Source organism: Streptomyces sp. NRRL F-525 (assembly GCF_000716605.1).
Taxonomy (GTDB): Bacteria; Actinomycetota; Actinomycetes; order Streptomycetales; family Streptomycetaceae; genus Streptomyces.
Window position 1 is genome coordinate 182,110 of record NZ_JNXE01000017.1, and the last position, 23,396, is coordinate 205,505.

At 71.4% G+C, this 23,396-nt stretch carries 21 protein-coding genes; 7 read left to right on the top strand and 14 right to left on the bottom strand.

Going from position 1 to position 23,396, the window contains the following annotated elements:
- Positions 1 to 157: 157 nt before the first annotated feature.
- The 9 genes from OO69_RS25120 to OO69_RS25160 form a co-directional block, all read right to left on the bottom strand.
- Positions 158 to 1,384: a cytochrome P450 family protein gene (locus OO69_RS25120; protein ID WP_033283019.1), complete on the bottom strand. Its 1,227-nt coding sequence runs from the start codon at positions 1,382 to 1,384 to the stop codon at positions 158 to 160.
- Positions 1,381 to 2,607, bottom strand: coding sequence for a cytochrome P450 (locus OO69_RS25125; RefSeq protein ID WP_033283020.1), 1,227 nt, complete (start codon positions 2,605 to 2,607; stop codon positions 1,381 to 1,383). Before OO69_RS25125 ends, OO69_RS25120 begins: the two co-directional genes overlap by 4 nt.
- Positions 2,604 to 3,227, bottom strand: a complete 624-nt coding sequence (locus OO69_RS25130) for a GTP-binding protein (RefSeq protein WP_033283021.1) — start codon at positions 3,225 to 3,227, stop codon at positions 2,604 to 2,606. Before OO69_RS25130 ends, OO69_RS25125 begins: the two co-directional genes overlap by 4 nt.
- Positions 3,199 to 3,561 carry a DUF742 domain-containing protein gene (locus OO69_RS25135; RefSeq protein WP_033283022.1) on the bottom strand — a complete coding sequence of 121 codons (363 nt, stop codon included), beginning with the start codon at positions 3,559 to 3,561 and terminating at the stop codon, positions 3,199 to 3,201. Before OO69_RS25135 ends, OO69_RS25130 begins: the two co-directional genes overlap by 29 nt.
- The gene (locus OO69_RS25140) at positions 3,558 to 3,980 is read right to left on the bottom strand and encodes a roadblock/LC7 domain-containing protein (protein ID WP_033283023.1); all 423 of its coding nucleotides are present in this window, start codon (positions 3,978 to 3,980) and stop codon (positions 3,558 to 3,560) included. Before OO69_RS25140 ends, OO69_RS25135 begins: the two co-directional genes overlap by 4 nt.
- Positions 3,977 to 5,398, bottom strand: a complete 1,422-nt coding sequence (locus OO69_RS25145) for an ATP-binding protein (RefSeq protein ID WP_033283024.1) — start codon at positions 5,396 to 5,398, stop codon at positions 3,977 to 3,979. The genes OO69_RS25140 and OO69_RS25145 overlap by 4 nt, the downstream gene beginning before the upstream one ends.
- 223 nt (positions 5,399 to 5,621) lie before the next feature.
- Positions 5,622 to 6,662, bottom strand: coding sequence for an NAD(P)-dependent alcohol dehydrogenase (locus OO69_RS25150; protein WP_033283025.1), 1,041 nt, complete (start codon positions 6,660 to 6,662; stop codon positions 5,622 to 5,624).
- A 20-nt stretch (positions 6,663 to 6,682) separates the two neighbouring features.
- A complete protein-coding gene (locus tag OO69_RS25155) occupies positions 6,683 to 7,474 on the bottom strand; it encodes an SDR family NAD(P)-dependent oxidoreductase (RefSeq protein ID WP_033283026.1) in 792 nt (263 codons plus the stop codon).
- Positions 7,475 to 7,481: 7 nt separating this feature from the next.
- Positions 7,482 to 8,177: a TetR/AcrR family transcriptional regulator gene (locus OO69_RS25160; RefSeq protein WP_051801188.1), complete on the bottom strand. Its 696-nt coding sequence runs from the start codon at positions 8,175 to 8,177 to the stop codon at positions 7,482 to 7,484.
- A gap of 191 nt (positions 8,178 to 8,368) precedes the next feature.
- Here OO69_RS25160 and OO69_RS25165 point away from each other — a divergent pair, with 191 nt between their 5' ends.
- The 3 genes from OO69_RS25165 (at position 8,369) to OO69_RS25175 (ending at position 12,530) form a co-directional block, all read left to right on the top strand.
- Entirely contained in the window at positions 8,369 to 9,718 is a 1,350-nt protein-coding gene (locus tag OO69_RS25165) for a transaminase (RefSeq protein ID WP_033283027.1), read from the top strand.
- 23 nt (positions 9,719 to 9,741) lie between these two features.
- A complete protein-coding gene (locus OO69_RS25170; RefSeq protein ID WP_019056942.1) occupies positions 9,742 to 10,182 on the top strand; it encodes an Lrp/AsnC family transcriptional regulator in 441 nt (146 codons plus the stop codon).
- Between the two features lie 98 nt (positions 10,183 to 10,280).
- A complete protein-coding gene (locus OO69_RS25175) occupies positions 10,281 to 12,530 on the top strand; it encodes an MMPL family transporter (RefSeq protein ID WP_033283028.1) in 2,250 nt (749 codons plus the stop codon).
- Positions 12,531 to 12,533: 3 nt separating this feature from the next.
- Here OO69_RS25175 and OO69_RS25180 read toward each other — a convergent pair whose 3' ends face one another.
- Together OO69_RS25180 and OO69_RS25185 are read right to left on the bottom strand one after the other, a co-directional pair.
- Positions 12,534 to 13,649 carry a PP2C family protein-serine/threonine phosphatase gene (locus OO69_RS25180; RefSeq protein WP_051801190.1) on the bottom strand — a complete coding sequence of 372 codons (1,116 nt, stop codon included), beginning with the start codon at positions 13,647 to 13,649 and terminating at the stop codon, positions 12,534 to 12,536.
- A gap of 44 nt (positions 13,650 to 13,693) precedes the next feature.
- On the bottom strand, positions 13,694 to 14,896 hold the full coding sequence (locus tag OO69_RS25185; RefSeq protein WP_033283029.1) for a beta-1,3-glucanase family protein: 1,203 nt from the start codon (positions 14,894 to 14,896) through the stop codon (positions 13,694 to 13,696).
- Positions 14,897 to 15,258: 362 nt separating this feature from the next.
- Between OO69_RS25185 and OO69_RS25190 the strand changes: the two genes are divergently transcribed.
- From OO69_RS25190 to OO69_RS25200, 3 genes are all read left to right on the top strand, one after another.
- Positions 15,259 to 17,676 carry a GH92 family glycosyl hydrolase gene (locus tag OO69_RS25190; protein WP_033283030.1) on the top strand — a complete coding sequence of 806 codons (2,418 nt, stop codon included), beginning with the start codon at positions 15,259 to 15,261 and terminating at the stop codon, positions 17,674 to 17,676.
- A gap of 225 nt (positions 17,677 to 17,901) precedes the next feature.
- Positions 17,902 to 18,792 (top strand): GNAT family N-acetyltransferase, encoded by an 891-nt coding sequence (locus OO69_RS25195; RefSeq protein WP_033283031.1) that lies wholly within the window; start codon positions 17,902 to 17,904, stop codon positions 18,790 to 18,792.
- Between the two features lie 135 nt (positions 18,793 to 18,927).
- Entirely contained in the window at positions 18,928 to 19,278 is a 351-nt protein-coding gene (locus OO69_RS25200; RefSeq protein ID WP_033283032.1) for a hypothetical protein, read from the top strand.
- A 25-nt stretch (positions 19,279 to 19,303) separates the two neighbouring features.
- On the opposite strand, the gene OO69_RS25205 is transcribed toward OO69_RS25200, so the two are convergent.
- From OO69_RS25205 to OO69_RS25215, 3 genes are all read right to left on the bottom strand, one after another.
- Positions 19,304 to 20,191: a Gfo/Idh/MocA family protein gene (locus tag OO69_RS25205; protein WP_033283033.1), complete on the bottom strand. Its 888-nt coding sequence runs from the start codon at positions 20,189 to 20,191 to the stop codon at positions 19,304 to 19,306.
- A gap of 293 nt (positions 20,192 to 20,484) precedes the next feature.
- Complete coding sequence (locus tag OO69_RS25210) at positions 20,485 to 21,855, bottom strand: SGNH/GDSL hydrolase family protein (RefSeq protein ID WP_234444522.1); 1,371 nt, start codon at positions 21,853 to 21,855, stop codon at positions 20,485 to 20,487.
- Positions 21,856 to 21,978: 123 nt separating this feature from the next.
- Complete coding sequence (locus tag OO69_RS25215) at positions 21,979 to 22,554, bottom strand: TetR/AcrR family transcriptional regulator (RefSeq protein WP_033283034.1); 576 nt, start codon at positions 22,552 to 22,554, stop codon at positions 21,979 to 21,981.
- Between the two features lie 71 nt (positions 22,555 to 22,625).
- Here OO69_RS25215 and OO69_RS25220 point away from each other — a divergent pair, with 71 nt between their 5' ends.
- Entirely contained in the window at positions 22,626 to 23,120 is a 495-nt protein-coding gene (locus tag OO69_RS25220) for an FBP domain-containing protein (protein WP_033283035.1), read from the top strand.
- The last annotated feature ends 276 nt before the right edge of the window (positions 23,121 to 23,396 follow it).

The following is a 23,396-nucleotide window of genomic DNA, read 5'->3' on the forward strand; positions in this document are numbered from 1 at the left end:
ACGGTGCGGGCGGCCTGCCCGGCGGGTGTGTACCCCGGCGAATCAGGGGAATCCGACGAGAGCGCTCGGGTCTCTCCCCCGAACCCGGGCAGGACCGGCTCCGCCCGCGGCCCATCCCCCGTGGCCGCGGCGGGGCGGTTCCACCCTTGTGCGGGGCTCAGCCGTGCAGCCGTACCGGCACCTCCTGCCAGCCGAAGGCGATGAAGGACGGCACCTGGCGCAGCTCGTCCGCCTCCACGGCGAGCCGGGCGTCCGGGAAGCGGTCGAAGAACGCGGGCAGCGCGGTCAGGGCCTCCACCCGGGCCAGCGGCGCCCCGATGCAGCGGTGCACGCCGATGCCGAAGGACAGGTGGTCGTCGGCTCCGCGGGCCGCGTCGAAGACGTCCGCGTCGGGGCCGTAGTGCGCGGGATCGAGCCCGGCCGCGGCGTACGTGGTGATGATGGCGTCCCCGGCGGGGACGGTGATGTCGCCGACGGTGAGGTCGCTCACCGCGAACCGCAGCGGCAGTGAGGCGATGGACGGGTGGACGCGCAGGGTCTCGTCGACGACCGCGTCCCACCCGATCTTCCCGGCGCGTACGTCCGCCAGCTGCTCGGGGCGCTTGAGCAGGGCGACGATCGCGTTGCCTATGAGGTTGACCGTCGTCTCGAAGCCCGCGCCGATCACCAGCAGCAGCGTGTACAGCAGTTCCTCGTCGCTGAGCCGGTCGCCGTCCTCGTCGCGGACCCGGATCAGTTCGGTGGTGAGGTCGTCGCCGGGGTGCTCGCTGCGGTGGGCGATCAGCGCGGGCAGGACCGTGCCGATCTGCTGCTGGACGAACGCCGCGTGCTCCGGGGACGGGTCCGAGGTGTCCATGATGGCCGCGATCAGCCGACCCGTGTCGTCCACCAACTCGTCCGGCACGCCGAACAGTTCGCAGATGATCCGCATCGGCAGCGGATGTGCGAACGCCGCCTTGATGTCGACCATCTCGGCGTCGTCGGCCGCCATCGCGTCGAGCAGTTCTACGGTGATCGTCTCGACCCGGGTGCGCATCGCCTCGGTACGCCGGTGGGTGAAGCTGGGCGCGACGAGTTTGCGCAGGCGGGTGTGGTCGGTGCCGTAGGTGGAGAGCATGTTGACGACGCCGATCCAGCCCAACACCCAGCCCCAGGACGGGTGTTCGCCCATCTCCGACCACAGGTTCCAGTGCAGCCGGGGGTCCCTGCTGACCTGCGGGTCGAGGATCAGTTCCTTCAGGGTGTCGTAGCCGGTGGGGGCCCAGGCGGGGATGCCGCCGGGCAGTTCGACGGGCACGATCGGGCCGAGGGCACGCAGCTTGGCGCTCTCGGCGGCCATGTCGGCGCCGAACGGGTCGAGGGCGATGCGGTCGGACACGGTCACGACAGGTCTCCTGGCTGGTCGGGGGAGCGGGGGCTGAACCGCACGGGCAGCGACGTGAGCGAGCGATGGAAGGGGCCGGGGCGCCAGGTCAACTCCGCGCGCGGTACGACGGGTTCGAGGTCCGGCAGCCACAGGGTGAGCCGCTCGATCGCCTCCGTCGCGATGAGCAGCGTGTGCTGTTTGACCGGGCAGGCGTGCGGACCCGCCGACCACGACAGGTGCGAGGCGTCCTTGGGATGCCGTCCGGTGACGACCTCCTGCTCGGCGAAGTGCGCGAGCGCGCCGTACGAGACGACGACCGGGACGGCCGGACTGATCCACGCGCCGTGGAACGTCACGGGTGAACGGGCGTAGTGGATCCCGTAGTTGGCGAGCGGGGTCTCGTGGTGCAGGACCTCCACCACGGCGTCCATGACCGGGCGGGCGCCGCTCGTCAGGGTGGAGTAGTAGACCGAGGTGCCGAGGATGCGGGAGAGGGCGTTGGACACCAGGTTCGCGGTCGGCTCGTGGCCCGCGCCCAGGGTGAGGAACACCTGCCAGGTGACCTCCTCCGGGGTGAGTCCGGCCGGATGGTCGAGGAGCCAGCTCGGGAGGTCGTCGCCGCGCGCCTGCGCCTTGGCGGCGATGAGTTCGAGGACGTAACCGCCGAACTCGGCCTCGCCCTCGGCCGCTTGGGCGCCGCCCTCCATCATCATGCCCAGCGCCCGGTCCAGCCGCTCGCTCTGGCTGTCGGGCAGCCCGAACAGGCTGTTGAAGACCAGCGCCATCAGCGGCCGGGCGAACTCGCCCACCAGATCGGCCTGTCCGCGCGGCCCGATCCTGCTCACCAGCACATGCACCGCCCGGTGCACCCGGGCGCGCAGGTCGTGCGGCTCGATCCGCTCGAAGGCGTCGATCAGCGCGCCACGGTAGCGGACGTGCGCCGCGCCGTCCGCGAACAGGGAGTTGGGCCGCCAGCGCATCATCCCGAGCACCGGCGAGTCCTCGGCGACCGTCGTCTCCCACGGCCGGGGATCGTGCGAGAACGTGGCGGTGTCCCGCAGCAGCTCCAGCGCGGCCCGCCGCTCGGTGACGACGAACGCCGGTACGCCCGGGGCGAGTTCGGCCCGGCCGACCGGACCCTGGGCGCGCAGGGCGGCGTAGTAGCCGTAGGGATCCAGCGCGAAGCCGTCCTCCCACAGCCGGACGGGACGGGCGGGGCCGACGGGGGAAGCAGTGGTCACCGGTGCTCCGGGGGGTCGCGGTCGATCAGGTGCTGGACCAGGGCGAGCAGCGCGTCGAGGGACGAGTCCGCGTCCCGGGCGTCACAGGTCACCAGCGGCGTGCCGGGCGCCAAGTCCAGGGCGGCGCGCAGCTGTTGCTCGGTGTGGTGGCGGGGCGCGTCCGGGAAGGTGTTGAGGGCGACGGCGTACGGGAGCCCGCTCTCCTCCACCAGCCCGAGCACGTCGAACGAGGCGTCGACGCGCCGGCTGTCGACCAGCACGAGCGCCCCGAGCGCGCCGTGCGCGATGTCCTCCCACAGCGCCCGGAACCGCTCCTGCCCGGGTGTGCCGAACAGGTACAGCACGATCCCGCCCGGGAGGCTGATCCGCCCGAAGTCGATCGCGACGGTCGTCGTCGACTTCTCCCGCACCCCGTCGAGATCGTCCACCTGGACAGACGCCTCGCTGAGCCGCTCCTCGGTGTGCAGCGGGCGGATCTCCGACACGGAGTCGATGAGCGTCGTCTTGCCCACCCCGAAGGGTCCCGCGATCAGGATCTTGACCAACTCGCGGGCGGTGTCCGGCAGATGGAGGCCGCCGGCCGGGCTGCCGCTAGTGGTGCTTGAGGGCGCGTAGGCCATCTGCGACTCTCTTCAGCAGGTCGGGGTCGAAGCGTTCGGCGGGCGGGATCGGGGCACGGGCGAGCACCAGGCTCCGGTCGAGCAGACCGGCGGCCAGCACCCGCACCGCGGACACGGGCAGCTCCAGCAGGGCCGCAGCCTCCAGCACCGTCAGCGAACCGCCGTACAGGGCGTCCAGCAGGGCGAGTTGGGCCGCGGGCAGGTCGGCCGGGGCGGGCTCGCCGCTGCCGCTGAGCACCGTCAGCCGCTCCAGGTGCGGGCGGCTGGGCCGGGCCACACCGCCGGTCGACAGATACGCGGGAACGAGAGGACGGCCGCCGCGGCGGCCCGTCATGCCGGTGCGCCGCCGTCAACTCCCCGCGGAGCGGCGGCCATCGCCTTCTCACCCAGCCGCGCCACCTGCGAGTGCACCCGGTGAGCCAGCAGGTCCAGCCGTACCTCGGTGTCGCCGTAGGCCGCCACACACGTCCCGTGATCCGTGGGCACGATGAGCACATAGCCGAGGTCCGACTCGATGACCACCTGCCGGATCTCGGCCCGCTCCCGGTCGGCGAACGCCGCCGCGGCGGTCCGGCACGCCCCCTGCACCGTGCTGGTGATCGCGGCCACCCGCTCGCCCGAGGCCTGGGACAGCGCGTCGGTGTACCCCCGCACCAGCCCGTCCCGGGTCAGCAGCACCGCCGCCACCACATGCGGCACCTCCAGGATCGGATCCAGCACCCATGCCGTGTCGCCCCCATCGCGGCTGGTCATCTGGCCGCTCCCCCCTCGTGATCGGTCTGATGTGTGTCGTGCGCCGCTGTGTCGAGCGCTACGGATTCATCGGCTACGGCGCCCTCGCTCGCGGCGCGCGCGGCGGCGGTGCCGGACTGGAGGGCGCCGAGCGCGGCGGCGGCCTGCTCCGGGCCGCGCTCCGGTCGGCGTGTCTCGGGCGCGAGCGGTGCCGCCGGTGCGGCGGCCGGGGTCCGGCGACGGCGCCGGGGCAGGCCGCCCGCATCGGGTACGGCCTGATGCCCGGCAGCGTCGGCCACGGCCCGTTCGTCGCGGTCGGAGCCGTAGGAGTGGGCGGGGGCGGGCGTGCGGGTGGGTGCGGGGGCCCGGCGGGTCGAGCGCGGGGCGCCGGCCGCGGGCGGCCGCCGCTCGGGGTCGATACGGCTGAGGAGGTGGCTGTCGACGCGCAGGACCGCGCGGACGCCGCCGTAGGGGGAGGGCGAGGACACGTCGACGCTCAGGTCGAACTGCCTGGTCAGGCGCCCGATCGCGGCGAACCCCATGCGCGGCGGGTCGCCCAGATCGGTGAGCAGGATCGGGCCGGAACCGGCCACCATCCGCCCGGCCTGGTCGCGCTCGTCCTGCGTCATCCCGAGCCCCGCGTCGTCGACGGTGACGCAGACACCGTGATGGACGTGCTCCAGGTTGACCACGACGTCGGTGTCCGGCGCGGAGTGCCGCAGCGCGTTGTCGAGGAGCTCGGCGACGATGATCGCGACCGGTTCGACGGCGTGCGAGACGAGCGCGGTACCGGCTTCGAGGTGGTTGTGCACCCGCACCCGGTGATACCCGGCGAGCCGCGCCTGCCCGCCGGTGACCGCCTCGACGAGGTGCGACTCCTCACGAGCGAGCCCGACCCAGGCCCCGCAGACGACGGCCGCGACCTGCGCCCGGCGCAGCGACTGCTCGTTCTCGTGGTCCAGCATGAACAGGGTCTGCGCCAACTCGGGTTCGTCGTAACGCTGTTGGAGCGAGCGCAAGGCGTCCTGCAACCGGTACAACGCGGCCTGGATCTCACGAGTGGCCCCACGCATCCCGGCCTGCGCGGCGGCGTCGATGCGGGTGCGCTGTGCGGTGAGCTCCGAACGCACCGAGGTCAGCACGCTTTCGAGGGCGATGCCGATGGGCGAACCGATGAACTGCGGCTGCGCGGGCCCCGGTACGGCGACCCGCGGATGGGTGAGCTGCCGGGCGGCGGCCGGTATCCGCTGGAGCGCCAGATGCTCGACCTCGGCCGCCAACGCCGCCTGAACACCGTCCAGTCGGTCCCGCAGCTCGGTGATCTCCTGTCGCTGCAGGGCGCGTTGACGCCGGGACCGCAACAGCCCGGCACCGAGCGCCAGCGCGGACAGCGTGCCGGCGGCGAGAGCACCGGTCACCAGGTCCGGTAATTCGGTCATCGAATCGAGTCCAAGCGAAGTCGGGCAGGGCTGAGTTGGGACCTTCGAGCCTTGGTCCGGGCCCCTCGGCGGGGTGCCCGGAGCACAGTACACACCGTCATCGACCGCTCTCGCACGGTGTAACAGGAGTTCCCTTCGAAACTGACCGGCCTCTGTTCGCTTCTGTGGCATGTGTCTGAAATGGCGGGTGGGGAAAGCGAGTTGAGAGGTCGGCCGCTGTACGTCAGCCGTTCGGCAGGATCACCGCACGCCCGTTGATCTTCCCGGCGTGCAGCCGCTCGTACGCGAGCGGAGCCTCGTCCAGGGTGAAGGTCTCCGTGTGGACCGACACCGCGCCGGAGCGGGCCAGCGCCAGGACCTCGGTTAGTTCGCTGCGGCTGCCCCAGTAGGGGGCGTTGACCGAGACCTCGAAGGGCAGGTGGCCGAAGCCCACGGGCAGGGCGCCGCCGCCGATGCCGACGATCGCCACCTCGCCCTCGACGGCCGCGACCGCGCCCGCCGTTCGCACGGTGGGGTCCGCGCCGACGAAGTCGAAGACGGCCTCGGCGCCGATTCCGCCGGTGAGATCACGGACCGCCTGCGCGGCGTGCGCGTCGGACAACACCGTTTCGTGGGCGCCGACTTGGCGCGCCAGCCGGAGCTTGTCCTCGCTCACGTCCAGCGCGATGACCCGCGCCGACGTCAGTGCGCGCAGCAACTGGATCGCCACATGGCCGAGTCCGCCCGTGCCGATGACGACCGCCGTCGAACCCGGCACCAGCTTGGGCAGCGTCCGCTTGATCGCGTGGTACGGGGTCAGGCCGGCATCGGTGAGGGGGACCGCCGCGACCGGGTCCAGGCCGTCGAGCGGGACCAGGTGCCGGGCGTCGTCCACGAGGAGGTACTCGGCCATCGCACCCGGTGCGCCGAGGCCCGGCGGGTGAATGCCCAACTCGGCTGCCCGCAGGCAGTAGTTCTCCTTGCCCTCGGCGCACTTCGCGCAGGTGCCGCAGCCCCAAGGGCCGTACACGGCAACGGAGTTGCCCTCCTCGACGCCGGTGACTCCCGCGCCGAGCGCGGCCACCGTGCCCACGCCCTCGTGGCCGAGGGTGAGCGGAAGGTCGTAGGGGAAACTGTCGGCGGGCCAGCTCATCACGGCGATGTCGGAGTGGCAGACGCCGGCGGCGGTGACCTTCAACAGGACCTGGCCGGGGCCTGGTTCGGGGTCGGGGACCGTGACCACCTCGGGGGCGGCGCCGATCGTGCGGTACTGAAGTGCCTTCATGGTCGGGCTCCTTCCCGGGGTCAGACGGCGGTGTAGGCGCCGTCGACCAGGTGGTAGCTGCCGTGCACGAACGAGGCGCGGTCGGAGAGCAGGAAGACGATCAGCTCGGCGACCTCCTCGGAGCGGCCGAGGCGGCCCGCGGGGTGCAGGGCGACCAGGCCGTCGTAGGCGGACCGGTCCATGCCCTGGAGGAGCGGGGTCTCGATGAAGCCGGGGCCGACCGCGTTGATGCGGATGTTCTTCGACGCGTACTCGGCGGCGGCCGTCTTCGTCAGGCCGACCACGCCGTGCTTGGCGGCGACGTAGGCGGAGGAGCCGGCGAAGCCCGTCGAGCCGAGGATGGAGGCGACGTTGACGATCGCGCCGCCCCGGCCCGCGGCCTCGATGACCGGGAGTTCGTGGCGCAGCGAGTAGAAGACGCCGTCGAGGTTGGTGCGGACGACCCGGTCGTAGGCCTCGATGTCGTACGCGCCCGTCGGCGCGCTCGGGCCGCCGATACCGGCGTTGTTCACGGCCAGGTCGAGGCCGCCGAAGGTGTCGACGGCGAAGCGCACGGCCGCCTCGACGGACTCCGGGCTCGTCACGTCCAGCGCGACGGCGGCGGCCTTGACGCCCTCCGCCTTCAGTTCGGCGGCGGCCTTCTCAGCGCCCTCGGCGTTGTAGTCCGCGATGACGACGTTCGCGCCGCCCGCGCCCAGTCGGCGGGCGGTGGCCAGGCCGATGCCGGAGGCGGCGCCGGTGACGAGGGCTGTCCGGCCGGCGAACTCGGTTGCGTAGTCGGTGACTTGGGCGGTGGCGGGGATGGTGCTCATGATGTGCTCACTCTTCGGTAGTGCTCCGGGACGCCGCGTCCGCGGCCTCCCCGATCAGGGCGTCGTAGGCCCGCTCCACCAGGGCGGCGAGGTCTGCGGCTCCCGAGTCGTGCTCGTCCGTGCGGCGCGCCCAGATGCGCAGGGCGGCCGTGAGGACTCCGGCGGCGGCGTCGACCACGACGGCCGGGCGGACATCCCGCACGTCGTCGGTGCCGAGCCGGTCGGCGAGGATGCGGATCGACTCCTCCTGGGCGTCGACCCGGATGCGTTCGTACGCGGCGAACAGGGCGGGCTCGCGGTCCACCAGGGCCAGCAGCCGCCGCATCCGCGGGCGCAGGTGCCAGGCCGGGTTCTCCCGGTCGGCGAGCCAGTCGCGCACCGCCCTGCGGTAGGCCAGCAGCGGCGGTTCGGCGGCCGGGCGGGTCCGCAGCAGGGCGTTGATGCGGTCGCCGTCGCCCCGGACGAAGTCGAGTGCCGCGTCCTCCTTGCCGGTGAAGTGCCGGCTGAAGGTGCGCCGCGTGACGTCCGCGCGCTCCGCGATCGCCTCGACCGTGGTCGCGGCCAGACCGTGCTCCAGGATCAGGTCCACGGCGGCGGTTGCCAGTGCGTTGCGGGTCTGCCGCGCCTTGCGCTGCCGGCGGTCCACCGAGGCGGTGCCGACGGGCTCGGCAGGAACACCAGCAAGCTCGGCGGGAGACTCCATTGCCTTCATGTCCTCGACCGTACACCCGTGATGTCCCATGGGGACATGAGACCCGATGAGACTTGTGTCCCAACGGGACATGAGCGTGAATCGATCGTCTCTGCAATCGATTCAGCGGCCATCTCTTGTCCACTCGCCACTTTCGGCCGTAGAGTCCGGACATTCCGTCGCCGATGCCACCGAGGAATCCCATGGACCGCACCCGCCTGCAGGACCTCCTCGCCCGCGAGAGCGCCGACGCCGAGCGGCTCAACCCGCGCTCGAAGGCCGCCTACGCGCGCGCCGAGCACCTCTTCGGGCGGGTGCCGATGACCTGGATGAACAAGACCGCCGGTGCCTTCCCGCGCTACCTCGACACCGCCCGGGGCGCCCGCGTCACCGACATCGACGGCCACGAGTACGTCGACTTCAGCCTCGGCGACACCGGAGCGATGGCAGGCCACTCGCCCGCCGTCGTCGCGGAGGCCGTGCAACGCCGGTTCGCCGAACAGGGCGGTGCTACGGCGATGCTGCCCACGGAGGACGCCGAGTGGGTCGGCGCCGAACTCACCCGCCGGTTCGGGCTCGCCCGCTGGAGCTTCGCGCTGACCGCGACGGACGCCAACCGCTGGGCGATCCGGCTCGCCCGGGCCGTCACCGACCGCCCCAAGATCCTGGTGAACAGCTACAGCTACCACGGCAGCGTCGACGAGTCGCTCATCGTCGTCGGACCGGACGGCCACGGCACCGCCCGCCCCGGCAACGTCGGCGCCCCCTGCGACGTCACGCTCACCAGCCGCGTCGCCGAGTTCAACGATCCCGCCCAGCTGGAAAGGGAGTTGGCGCACGGCGACGTCGCCGCCGTCCTGATGGAACCGGCGCTCACCAACATCGGCATCGTGCTGCCCGAGCCCGGTTACCTGGCCGCCGTACGCGAACTGACCAGGAAATACGGCACGTTGCTCATCAACGACGAGACCCACACCTTCTCCGCGGGCCCCGGCGGCTGCACCGCGGCCTGGGATCTCGAACCCGATCTGCTCACCATCGGCAAGGCGATCGGCGGCGGCATCCCGGCCGGTGCCTACGGCCTCTCCGCCGAACTCGCCGACCGGCTGCTCGGCCGTGCCGACCTGGACCTGGTCGACATGGGCGGCGTCGGCGGCACCCTCGCGGGCAACGCGCTCTCCGTCGCCGCCATGCGCGCAACCCTCGAACACGTCCTGACCGACGGGGCGTTCGCGCACATGGCGAAGCTGTCCGAGCGGTTCGCGGCCGGTGTCCAGGAGGGCATCGACGCCCACGCGCTGCCCTGGACGGTGAGCCGCCTCGGCGCCCGCAGCGAGTACCGCTTCGCCGACCCGGCCCCGCGCACCGGCACCGAGTCCGAGGCCGCCGGTGACCCGGAGTTGGAGGACTTCCTCCACCTCTACCTCGCCAACCGGGGCATCCTGCTCACCCCGTTCCACAGCATGGCGCTCATGTGCCCCGACACCACCGAGCAGGACGTCGACACCCACACCCGGGTCTTCGCCGACGCGCTCGCCGAACTGGCCGCCTGACACAGGGAGTTGGAGACACGCACGTGGACGACATCGACCGCGCCATCCTGCGCGAGCTGCAGACCGACGGCCGTATCGCCTACGCCGACCTCGGACCCAAGGTCGGCCTGTCCGCGTCGGCCGCCCGGCAGCGGCTCCAACGGCTGTTGGATTCCAAGGCAGTTCAGGTCGTCGGGGTGACCGACCCGATGGCCATGGGCGGGCAGGCCATGGCGATGCTCGGCATCGAGGTGGACGGCGACCCGCGTGCCGTGGCCGATCAACTCGCCCTGCGCGACGAGGTGGTGTACTCGGTGCTCACCTCCGGCGGCTTCGATCTGTTCGCCGAGGTGGTCACCCCTGGACCCCGGGATCTGCTGGACTTCGTGAACGATGTGGTGCGGCCGATCGAAGGGGTGCGGAGCGTGCGGTCGTTCCCGTACTTCGGCATCCACACGCACCGGTTCCTGTGGGACGTGGGCTGACCTCGGCCGCAGTCACGACATGCCCGAGATGCCGGGGTGATCGCACGGGCGTCTAATGGGGATGTCGGATGTGTCCCCCGGCGGAAAAGGCCGAGGCCATGGCGCCCACGGAATCCAGTGCAGGGGGCGGCGGAACCGCCGCGAAGGGCGTGCTGCGGCGGTTGGGGGAGTGGTGCGCCCGGCACTTCGTGATCGTCATCGTCGCCTGGCTCGTCGCGCTGGCCGCGCTCCAGGTCCTCAACAGGTCCTTCGGGGGCGACTATTCGGACGACTTCTCGCTGTCCGGCGTGCAGTCCCAGCACGGGTTGCAGGTGCTCAAGGAGCACGACCCGGCGGCCGGTGGCTACAGCAGCCAGATCGTCCTGCACGACAAGGATAAACAGCTCACCTCGCTGAACTCGCAGATGTCCGAGACGGTCGGCGACCTCCAGAAACTCCCGCACGTCCTGTCGGTGCAGAACCCGCTGCCCCAGCCCGGAGCGCAGACACCGACGTCCACCGGCCCGAACGTCGGCCCCCTCTCCTCCGACGCGAAGACCGCGTACATCACCATCCGCTTCGACGTGCAGCCGTCCACCCTCGGCGACGGCTACCTCCACGGCGTCGACACCTCCGTGAAGCCGCTGCGCGCGGCCGGCGCCCAGGTCGAGTACGGCGGACCGCTCGGCGAACTCGCCCGGCCCACCGCCGACGACCGGATCAGCGAACTCATCGGGTTCGCCGTGGCGATCGTCGTCCTGTTGATCGGCTTCGGCAGCGTCATCGCCGCCGCCATGCCCCTGGTGACCGCGCTGATCAGCGTCATCGGGGGACTCGCCTGCCTCGGGCTGTTGGCGGCGGCCTTCACCTTCGCGACCGTGTCACCGACCCTCGCGACGATGATCGGGATCGGCGTCGGCATCGACTACGCCCTGTTCCTGATCACCCGTCACCGGCAGAACCTCATGAACGGCTCCGATCCCGTGCGCGCCGCCGGACAGGCCACGGCGACGAGCGGCCGGGCGGTGCTCGTCTCGGGCTGCACGGTGATCATCGCGCTCGCCGGACTCTTCGTCTCCGGGGTGCCCTTCATCGGCAAACTTGGGCTCGCGGCGGCCGTGACGGTCGTGTCGGCGGTCATCGGCGCGCTCACCCTCGTACCCGCCCTCCTCGGGCTCCTCGGCAAGCGGATCGACCGCTACCGGGTGCGCCGCCCGGTCGCCGAGACCGACGCCGCGCCGGGCACCGAACCCACGGGCACCTGGCACCGGTACGCGCAGCGCGTGGAACACCGGCCGTGGACGTTCCTCGCGGCGGGTGTCGCGGCCGTCGTCGTCCTCGCGATCCCCGTGTTCTCCCTCCAACTCGGCCACATCGGCGACGGCGCCGACCCCACCTCGTTCACGGACCGCCGCGCCTTCGACCTGATGACCGACGCCTTCGGCCCCGGCTCCAACGGCCCGCTCACCATCGTCATCGACCAGACGGGCGTCCCGACCTCCCAGCGCGCGGACCTCTCCAGCCAGGCCCAGAAAACGCTCGACGGGGTGCAGGGCGCCGCCAAGGTCACCCCTCTGACGACCACCAAGGACGGTGACGTCCTCGTCGGCACCGTCTACTCCAAGCAGTCCCCGCAGAGCGCCGACACCACCGACCTCACCAACCGCCTGGTCCACAACACCCTCCCGGACGCGGTCTCCGGGACCTCCGCCAAGGGTTACGTCACCGGCACCACGGCAGCTCAGGTCGACTTCCGCGACATCGTGTCGAGCAGGCTGCCCCTGATCATCGGCGTGGTGGTCGCCCTGGCCTTCCTGATCATCCTCGCCGTCTTCCGCGGCCTCCTCGTCGCCCTCAAGGCCGCCGTCCTCAACGTGCTCTCCATCGCCGCCTCCTACGGCGTCGTCGTCGCCGTCTTCCAGTGGGGCTGGGGCGGCCCAGCGCTGGGCGTCTCCGGCAAGGTCCCCATCGAGAGCTACGTCCCGATGATGATGTTCGCGATCATCTTCGGCCTGAGCATGGACTACGAGATCTTCCTGCTCTCCCGCGTCCACGAGGCCTGGCTGCGCACCGGCGACGCCGAGGCGTCCGTCGCCCACGCCCTGGAGATCACCGCGCGCGTCATCACCTGCGCCGCGCTCATCATGGTCAGCGTCTTCGCGGCCTTCGTCGTCAGCGACAACATCGTGGTCAAGATGCTCGGGCTCGGGCTGGCCGTCAGTGTGCTGATCGACGCGACTGTCGTACGGCTGCTCATGGTTCCGGCGGTGATGACCCTGCTGGGCAGCCGCGCCTGGTGGACTCCACGGTTCCTGGACCGGATCCTGCCGCACATCGACGCCGAGGGCGACCACGAACAGCAGGCGTGAGCCTCAACTCCCGTACTGCTCCTGGGGTGTGAGCACCAGCATCGTCACGTCGTCCCGGATCTCCGGGGAGTGCAGTAGCAGGTCGGCCCACACCCGCTCCGCCATCAACGCCGGGTTTTCGTCGGCGAGTTGGACCAGCCGCTCGACGAACGGATAGAAGGAACCGTCCGTGTCCCGTGCCTCCCACACCCCGTCCGAGGCGAGGAACAGCTGGTCCTCCGGCCGCAGTTGGACGGTCACCCCGCTCAGCGGACCGGCGTCGGACAGCCCGAGACCCAGCGGCGTCCACGCCTCGACGTCGATCTCCGTGACCCGGCCGCCGCGCAGCAGCACGGGCGAGGGATGCCCGCAGGCCACGATCCGCACCGCGCCCGCGTCCGCCGAGAATTCCAGCAGTACGGCGGTCGCGAACAACTCCGCGTGCGCCGACCGCGCCGAGTCCACCACGAGCCTGCGGTCCAGGCGCGCGGCGACCGCCTCCAGGTCCGGTAGGTCGAGCACCGCCTCCCGGAACGCCCCGAGCAGCGACGCGACCGTAGCGACGGCCGACAGCCCGTGCCCCTGCACATCGCCCATGACCGCCCGCACGCCGTACGGCCCGGCCCGCACGTCGAAGAAGTCCCCGCCGACCAGCGTCCCGCGCTGGGCCGCCCGGTACAGCCCCGCGCACCCCACCGGCCCCACCCGCTCCGGCAGCGGCGGCACGACGGCCCACTGCGCCGCCTCGGCGACCGTCCGCTCCAGGTCCAGCTGGGCATCACGGCGACTGCGCACGAAGGACACGAACACGCTCAGCACCGCGACGAACAGCACGGTCAGCAGATCGGTCTCGCCGGGATCGTTGAGGTGGAACGCCGGGACGGTCAGCAGGCAGACCGTGGCGGCGCCCATCAGCGCGGTCGCGAGCGGCCCGTACGACAGCCCCGCAAGCGGCGGAATGGCGCCCAGCAGGAAGCCGATGTCGAGCGAGTGCGGGCTGACCAGCGTCGCCACGCCCACCCCCACCACCAGCGCCCCCGGCAGCACCCGCACCCACCGCGGCGCCGGCGCGCCCCGAAGCCACCCCCGCCGGGCCGGCTCCCGGACCCGGCGGAACGACGGCACGCGCACCTTTGCCACACCACCACGCTCCTACGGCGGGACCGGCCCCGCACGCCGAGCGTCTAGAACGGCGTGAGCGTCAGGCGTATCCCCGTGGGCGCCGTGTCCTGGACGTACGACGCGAAGTCCGCCACGTCGTCGAAGGCGAAGCCGTACGCCTTGCCGTCGGCGGTGGCCGCGTGGACCGCATTCGCGTAGTGGTTGGTGAGGTCGGTGGCGTAGAAGCTCGACGCGTCGGTGGTCGGCTGGGCGGGGTTCGACAGGAGCGTCGAGCGGTTGAAACCGGCGCCGAGGACGGCCGCGACCGGGCCCGTGGTGCCGTCGTTCGGGGCGGCCAGATTGCCGTCGCAGAACAGCACGTCCCGGGTGGACGGTTTGGCGAACGAGACCGAGGCCGGTCCGGTGAAGGTGAATTGGCCGGCGCGCACCCGCCCGGTGAAGGCGCCCGCGTTCGTGGTGACGGTGAGGTCCTTGCCGGTGTACGTGCTCCACACCTCGTCGATGTAGGGCTGGAAGTAGTTCGCGGAGAACAGGCCCGCGTCCAGGCCGTGTCCCGGCGCGATGACCCGTGTGTCGCCCACGATCAGCGGGGCGAACGCCTCGACCTTCCGTACGGCGTCGAACACCGAGGTCCGGCCGCCGGAGCGCAGGGTGCCCGTCGTCTGGTCCTGGGCGCCGGTCAGCCGGATGCTCAGGGGCACGCTGAACATGTCGACCATCGTGGTGTTGCAGAACATGCCGGACGCGTTGTGCGTGAACTCGGCGCAGTCGTGCAGGATCCCGTAGTTGGGGTCGGAGGTCACCCAGCCGGCCGGGTACTGCAGCGCCGGGTTGCCGTTGCCGTCCGCCACGGCCTTGAACTTGAGCTTCGCGCCGAGCGAGACGTAGATGCGGCCCGACAGGTACGGGAGCGAAATCGTCGTCTCCGCACCGGAGTTGAGGCTGATCGCGTAGTCGGTGAAACCGTCGGCGCCGTTGTCCGAGAGCGCGATCGGCGCGATCGTCCCGTCGGGGGTGACCCGCACCTGCTTGCCGTCCACGTTTCCTACGACGTAGACGTGCACGTTGGCGTTGTCGAACGAGCCGCTGTTGTTGACCAGCGTCAGCGGGAGGGCGCCCGCCTGAGCCGCGCTGGTCTCCATGGACTTGGTGTCCGCGAGGGCGTGCGGTGCGAGCGCGGCGACGGCGGGAGCGGCCACCGCCGCGCCGCCGAGGGCGAAGAGGAGCTTGCGGCGGCCGAGCGTGCGCTGGTGACGGGGAGTCATGTGGGGGGACCTCCGGGCGAGTCGGGCTGTTCGGAGCGGACGGTGCCGACGCGTTGAGAGCGCTCTCACAGCGTGCGTCGACACCGCCGCCGAGGCCCGATGTTACGCACGGCCAGGGGCTGAGCCAACGGTTCTGCACGAAGCCGTCACCGCGTTGACCTGCGCGGACGTGGTGAGATGGGTTGCTTAACCCCCACTTAAGGGCCACTTAAGCGCACGGCGAAGCGTTCACCCGTGCTTCATCACCCGTATCCGGGCGCCTCTTCCCTCCCATCGCACGGCCTCCTAGCCTCGCGACGCCCCCTGTCTTTTTCCGTCTCCATGTCCCTTCCTCGTCCCCTCCTCGAAAGGCGACCTGACGCATGCGTCACCAACTCCTCGGCACGGCAAGACGGTTCGGTGTCAGAGTCGCGGCCGTGGCGGTCACCTCCGCGCTCGCCGCGTCCGCCCCGCTCCCCGCCGTCGCGGCGACCGCCCCGTCCGTCCGGCCGTCCTCGCTCGTGGACCCGCTGATCGGCTCCAGCAACGGCGGCAACACCTACCCCGGCGCCACCCTCCCGTACGGCATGATCGCCTGGTCCCCGACCAGCACCACCGGCGACCAGACCAGCACGGGAGCCGCCAACGGGTACGAGTACGGCGCCACCCGCATCCGCGGACTGAGCCTCACCCACGTCAACGGCGCCGGCTGCAACCCGGGCGCGGCGGGCGACGTACCGATCATGCCGTTCGTCGGCGACGTCACCTCGTCCCCCTCGGCCGACACCAAGGACGCCGTGTACGCGTCGAACTTCTCGCACGCAGACGAGAAGGCCACCCCCGGGCGTTACACCCTCGGCCTCGCCTCCGGCGCCACCGCCGACCTCGCCGTCAGCAAGCGCGCCGGGGTAGCTGACTTCACGTTCCCGGCCGACCACCCGGCGAACCTGCTCTTCCGCGTCTCCAACTCCCTCAACGGCAGCCAGGACGCGCACGTCGACATCGACACCGCCCACCAGAAGGTGACCGGCTGGGTCTACACGGGAGCCTTCTGCGGGCGCCGCGCCAACGGTGGCGTCAACAACCGCAAGAGCTACTACAAGCTCTACTTCAGCGCCTCCTTCGACCGCGCCTTCTCCTCGGTCGGCACCTGGCACGACAGCACGGTGTCACCCGGCTCGACGACCGCCTCCGGAGGCGAGGGTTACGCCACCGGCGCCGACCGCGCGGGACGCGGTTCCGGCGGCTGGGTCGGCTTCGACACCTCCTCTGACAACGATGTCCGCATGCGGATCGGCATCTCCTACGTCAGCTTCGGGGGCGCCGAGTCCAACCTGCGCCAGGAGATCGCCCCGCACGCACGCGTGGCCGACGTCGCCAAGGCCGGCGCCCGCGCGTGGGACCGCGAACTGAGCACCGTACGCGTCGACGGCGGCACCCCCGCCCGCCGCCAGACCTTCTACACGGCGCTCTACCACGCCCTCATGCAGCCCAACCTGATCAGTGACGAGGACGGCCGCTACTGGGGCATGGACCAGGTCGTGCACCGGCTGGCGCGCGGACAGCGGGCGCAGTACAGCAACTTCTCCGGCTGGGACCAGTACCGCGCCCAGATCCAACTCCTCGCCCTCCTGAAGCCCACCGTCGCGGGCGACTTCGCCCAGTCGCTCTACAACTTCTCGAAACAGAACGGCGGGATCTGGGACCGCTGGGTGCACATCAGCGGCGCCACCCACGTCATGACCGGCGACCCGTCCGCCGCGACCCTGGCCACCTTCTACGCCATGGGCGTCCGCAACTTCGACTACAAGGGCGCCTTCGACTCCCTCGTCCACCAGGCCACCGTCCCCAACCCGGACGAGCTGTCGGACGCCGGCTGCCCCGGCCAGTGCGTGGGCCAACGCCCCAACCTCGCCCAGTACATGACCTCCCACTACGCCGCCCAGGACGCCTGTCACTGCTGGGGCGGCGCCGCCGAGACCCTGGAGGACGCGGTCGCCGACTCCGCGCTCGGCCAATGGGCCAAGCTGCTGGGCCGTACCGCCGAGGCGAAGACCTTCACCGAGCGCGGCGCCTACTGGCGCAACGTCTTCAACCCCGCCACCGGCTACATCCAGGCCCGCAACCTCGACGGCTCCTGGGTGGGCCCGTTCAACCCGGCGAGCGATCAAGGCTTCGCGCAGGGCTCGGCCGCCGCGTACGTCTGGATGGTCCCGCAGGACGTCCAGGGCCTGGCTGAGGCGATGGGCGGACGCGAGGCGGCGGCGACCCGGCTGGACGGCTTCTTCCACACCGCCGACGGCGCCTGGTCGGTCCGCGGCGGCGACGCGCTGCGGTACGACCCCACCAACGAGCCCGACATCCACGCCCCCTGGCTCTACGACTCCCTCGGCCAGCCCTGGAAGACCCAGGCGACCGTCCGCCAGATCCTCGACACGGCCTACGGGACCGGTCCCAAGGGCCTGCCCGGCAACGACGACCTCGGCACGATGTCCGCCTGGTACGTCCTCTCCGCCCTCGGCATCTATCCGCGCACCCCGGGCAGCGCAGACTTGCTGCTCGGCGCACCGCTCTTCCCGAAGGCGGTCGTCGACCGACCGGGCCGTACGGACATCGTCATCACCGCGCCCGACGCCGACGACACCCACCAGTACGTCGACGCCGTACGCCTCGACGGCCGTGACCTCACGCGCGCGTGGACCGGCGCCGGGCTGACCCTCAAGGGCGGCAGGCTGGACTTCCGGCTCGCCACCGAACCCAACACGAGCTGGGCGACCGACCCGGGACATCTCCCGAAGTGACGCACACCGGCCCGGCGGAGTCCCGCTCCGCCGGGCCGGCCCGGAAATACGTTGGACGGGTTGGAGATCAACCACCTACCGTGTGCGTGCACGCCCTGAGACCAACGGAAGGAGGCGAGTGCCATGAGGTTCACAACACCCCTGCGCTCCCTCCCCGTTGACCCGGTGTGCCACATGTGACCTGACCGGGAGCGCTCCACGCAGTACCCCTCCCGGAGGAAACCCATGACCGATCTGGTCATTCGCGCGCTCGACGAGAGCGACGCCCATCTTTTCGACACCCTTCCCGACCCCCTCGGCGTCCGCGCCGCACACCGGCTGACGACCTGGCGCCCCGACTGGCAGCGGGTGGCCCTGCGCGACGGCACGGTCGTCGCACGCGCCGCCTGGTGGGGCGGCCCGAACGACACCGAACCCCTCGCCGTCGACTGCTTCGACCTGATCGAGGGCGAGGAGGAGGCCGGGGCCGAACTCCTGCGCGGCGCCCCCTGGCGCGTCGACGTGGAACTGAACCTGCCCGCAGGGTGGCGCGACAGCCCCGAACTCCGTGCGGCGGCCGAAGCACGCTTCACCGCTCTGCGCGCGGCCGGTTACGACCTCCTGGTCGAGCGTTTCATCTACCGGTGGACCCCGGAATGCGGCCTGCCCGAACGCCCTGGCCGCCTGGTCTTCGCCCCCGAACCGGACGATGCGGTGTTCTTCGACGCCCTCCGCCGCATCCACTCCGTCACCCTCGACGCCCATGCCCAACGGGCCATCAGAGAAGGGGGAGTTGAGAAGGCCGCACAGGAGGAGATCGACTTCTTCCGCTGGTGCCCGTCCCCGCGCGAGTGGTGGCAGGTCGCCCGCACCCCCGAGGGAGACCTCGCGGGCATCCACATCCCGGCCCGCAACCCGTCGGGCCCGTGCATCGGCTTCATCGGAGTCGTACCGGAACAGCGCGGTCACGGCTACGCCCGCGACCTGCTGGCCGAGTGCACGCACTACCTCGTCGAGCGCGGTGCCGAGTTCATCGCGGCGGCCACGGACCAGGGCAACTTCCCGATGGCCGCGCACTTTGCCGAGGTCGGCTATCCGGTCCTCCGGGAGCGGGCCAGCTTCACTTTCGTCGGGTAGGCGCGTCGATTCGTAGACCCGTAGATCCGTAGGGGCATATGGCGGTCGGCCCGGGCTGTCATCGGTTCCGGGCCGACTGTCAGTGCCGGGTGCCATGCTGGCGGCAGGTCGATCTACGGCGGGATGGAGGCGGGCATGGGGTTTGTCGGCGAGGTCTGGCAGGTGCGTACGGGCGAGGAGTCGGTCGGGGAGATCCTGATCGACGACGCCGACTTCCCTTGGCTGTCGGGCAAGTTCACCGCCGGTCCGGCGTTCGGTGACGTGGAGGAGCTGTTCGCGCGGGAACTGGCCCTGACGAAGGCGGACGACGACGGGCACTGGGCACGGTGGGAGGAGGCCTACGACGAGATCAGCCGACGGGTGACGCTGACCTCGCCGGACGGGCCCGTGCCTGAGTTCCTGCTGCACATCGAGGGGGAGCGGGCCTGGTTCCGGTGGAGCGACGAGCCGTTCGACGAGGACGAGGAGCCGCCCGGTGGCGAGTGATCAGGTGACTGAGCAGAGTGAGTGATCAGGCAGGCTCGCTGGCCACCATCGCCTCTGCCTCGGCCAGGATCTCGGTGACCCGCAGTCCGAAGACCGCGTCGCACGAGTGTGGCCGACCCGTGCGTACGGCCTCGCCCAGCGCGTCGGCGGCACGCACCAGGGCGGACACCGCGTCGCCCGAGCTGTCCGGAAGGGTGGTCACCCCGGCCGCGCCGCGCAGTTCGACCGTGGCTCCCGCCGCCGCGGTCGGCGCGGTGAGACTCAGCGTCAGCGTGCTGGACGCACCGCCGACGTGGTCCAGGACCAGCACGACCGTGTCGCCGGGACCCCGTACGGCGGCGGCCACCCGGCGTACATCACCGAGGACCGGCAGCACCACGGACAGGGCATGCGGGCCCACGTCCCACAGCGCGCCCTTCTCCTGCCGCCAGGGCGAGGCCGCGAACGGGCTGTCACTGGTGAACACCGAGCCGAGCCACTCGGCCCGACCCGTGAACCAGCCCTCCGCGGCTGCCTGTTCGGTGATCCACGCCTCGGTCTCCGGCTGGAAACGGGTGGTGAAGAACACGACCGACGCGACCCCGGCCTCCCGCACCGCGTCGACCACGGCCCGCCCCTGCTCCACCGTCGGCGCGAGGGGCTTGTCCAGCAGCAGATGCCGACCCGCCCGCGCGGCCCGCACCGCCAACTCGGCCTGGATCGACGGCGGCAGCGCCACGGCGACGGCGTCCACGTCCGCGAGCAGGGCGTCGACATCGTCGTAGGCCGGTACGCCGTGCTGGTCGGCCAACTCCTTGGCAGCGTCCGGGCGGCGGCCCCACACGCCCGCGAAGTCCCACGCGTCGTGCCCACTGAGGGCGGGGGCGTGTGCCATCTGGGCCCAAGGGCCGGTGCCGAGCAGTCCGATGCGCATAGCGGTGCCTTTCCACGGTCGAACCTGGTGACGCGACCGGGGCCGATCCGACCGGCCGGTCGCGGGTGAGCGTGCCATACGAACGGGGCGGGTGCGCAAGCCCTTACCGTGACCGGGGTCGCCGAGAGGTACACCGGGAACCTTGCGGCTGGGGCGCGGCCGGCGGGTCGGGTCGTAGGAAATTGGCGAGGCCCGACTCGCCGTAGATGTGCGGGCGAGGCCCCGTGTCTGGGTCACGAACCGCTGGACAGGCTCTGGCGGTCCAACCTGGGGCGGTCGGTGGACTGCGCCGCCTACGGACCGCGGATGCGGAAGTGGTCGTGGCTGGGGGCGCCGAGCCCGGTCAGTTGGCCCGCGTCATGGCAAGGCCGCTGGCGGCGGATCACTCGCCGCCCGCAATGCGTGGTTCCCGGCCGGGGCACGGCAGTTGGAGGGCGAGGAAAGCCGCTGGTCCCGCGCACCCGCCTCGAAGTCCCGCTCGCGTCCGCCCAGTTGAACCGCCATGCGACCGCTGCGATCCTGCCCCGCCGAGCCCGCCGAGCCCGCCGAGCCCGCCGAGCCCGCCGAGCCCGCCGAGCCCGCCGAGCCCGCCGAGCCCGCCGAGCCCGCCGAGCCCCGCCGTAGAGGGAACGGCCGTCGAGGTAGTGGAGGTTGGGGTCGTCGGCCGATCGCTGTTCCACGACGCGGGCGAGTGCCTCGCGGATGACGGTGAGTGTCAGGCGCCCGAGGGGGCGTTCGGCCGGGTCGCCCATCGCCCTGAACCGCAGGGTCCCGCCGTCGAAGTCGGGCATCAGAGGGCCGGGCGTGTCCTCCTGGACCGGGCAGAGGATGGCGGACACGACCAGCAGCGGTGTGGTCGGATGCCCCTCGCGGATGGTGTCGAGGAAGCCGTGGACCGCCGGGGTGAAGGCGCGCAACCGCATCGCGTCGGCGTTGACGATGTTGATGCCGATCTTGACGCTGATCAGGTCCGCCGGGGTGTCCCGCATCGCCCGGGCGGTGAACGGGTCGAGCAGCGCGTTGCCGCTGAACCCCAGGTTGACGAGCTCCACTTGGCCCTCGGCGGCAGCCAGAGCGGGCCAAATGGCCGTCGGATGCGTGGCGTTGGAGCCATGGCTGATCGAACTGCCGTGGTGCAGCCACACCTTGCGCCCGTTGTCCGGCGCCTTCTCGACGGGGGCGTCGGTGCGCAGGGCGATCAGCTCGGCGGTCTCCGTGTGCGGGAGCCAGATCTCGATCTCCTTGTCACCGGCCGGCAGGTCGGCGAACCGGGCGGTGCCGGGCTGCCCCTCGGTGAACTCGGAGGCCTGGGTCATCATGTCGGTGATCGTGCGCACGTTGCCGCCGGCCACCGTGGCCTGGGCGGTGAGACGGCCGTCGACCAGCAGGTCGTAGACGCCGTCCGGCGGGGCCGGGAACCCTTCGTAGACGCGCTTGGTGGGCAGCGTGTCCAGTTCGATCGTGGTGGCCCGGGTGCGGAAGACCAGCCGTACACCGGAGGGCTGTGCCTCGGCCACGGCGAGTTGGTCGTCGGGGATCTGGCGGCGCGCGCGGGCGGGCAGCCGGTGCGGGAGCAGACCGTGCGCGGTCGTCTCCACGTCGAGGAAGCCGCGCAGCATGCCGGTGGTGACGGGGGTGGTGGTCGTGTCGTGTTCGGTGCTCATCGCCTCAGCCTGTTGATCAAGATGTCTGGAACCGGAAGGGGTCGGACCCGGAAGTGGAAAGGCCCGGACCTGGAGCTGGAATAGCTCGGACCCGGCAGCGGAGGACGCCGGATCAGGAACACGTCAGATGCGGGGCGCGGCCCGGTTCCGCAGCAGCGCGTCGAGCGAATCGATGATCCACGCCCAGGACTCGCGCGCGTCGGGCGCGCTGTGGTCGAAGCCCCCGGCCAGCTCCAGGCTGACGTAGCCGTGGAAGACGCCGCCCAGCATCCGGACCGCGTGCGTCTGGTCCGGCTCCTCCAGGTCGTAGCCGCGCAGGATCGCCCGTGTCATCTGCGAGTGCCGTACCCCGGCGCTCGCGGCCGCCGTCTCGGGATCGAGCCGGAGCCGCGCGGCCTCGTACCGGCCGGGGTGCTCCCGGGCGTAGTCGCGGTAGGCGTCCGCGAAGGCGGCCAGGGCGTCCTTGCCGGCCCGTCCGGCCACCGCGTCGGAGACCCGGTCGGCGAGTTCCGCCAGCGCGAACAGGGCGATCCTGGTCTTGAGTTCCTGGGAGTTCTTCAGATGCGAGTACAGACTCGCGACCTTGACGTCGAAGCGCCGGGCGAGAGCCGAGACGGTCACCTGGTCGAAGCCGACCTCGTCGGCCAGCTCCGCCCCCGCCAGTGTCAGCCGCTCCGGCGTCAGTCCTGCTCTGGCCATAACCTTCCTCCCGTTCGACGATAGATATTATGTATTTGCCTAAAGGTTTTAGGCAAACTAGCGTGCCGCTCATGAGACCACTGACCGAGCGGGAGATCCGCGCCGCCTTCGTGAACTGCACCAAGGGCGAGGCCAAGCGCCTGTCCGTGCCCCGGGACCTGGTCGAACGGCCGTGGGACGACCTGGACTTCCTCGGCTGGCGGGACCCCCAGGCCCCCGACCGGGCCTACCTCGCGATCGAGCTGGACGGCCGCCCGACGGCGATCGCCCTGCGCTCTCCCAGCGCCGCTTCCTGGCGGACGCGGCGCAGCATGTGCTCGATGTGCACGACCACCCACACCGGAGGCGTCTCGCTGATGACCGCCGCGAGGGCGGGCAAGGCGGGGCAGCAAGGCAACTCCGTGGGCGCCTACATATGCAGCGACCTCGCCTGCCCGCTGTACGTGCGCGGAAAGAAGGACGCGGGCGTCGGCGCACGGCTGCCCGAGTCGCTCACCCTGGAGGAGAAGATCCAGCGGACCGTCACCAACGTCACGACGTTCATCGCCAGGGTCGCCGCCCGCTGAGCGGTCCCTGATCGACCAGTCCCCGGTCGACCAGTCCCCGGTCGACCAGTCCCCGGTCGATCGGTCCCGAAGCGATCGGTCCCGAATCGACCGGTCCCGAATCGCCCCCTCCCTACTCGGCGCTCCCGATTGAGCAGTCCCGCTGCTGGATCCGTTCGATTTCTTCTATTGGACCTGCGGACCCGGGCCGGACAGGCTGGAGGGCGCGTCCTGCCCGTCGTGACCCCGATCCGAGATCCGGGTTCGGGCTCCAGCGGTGCGGGACGGCACGTTTCC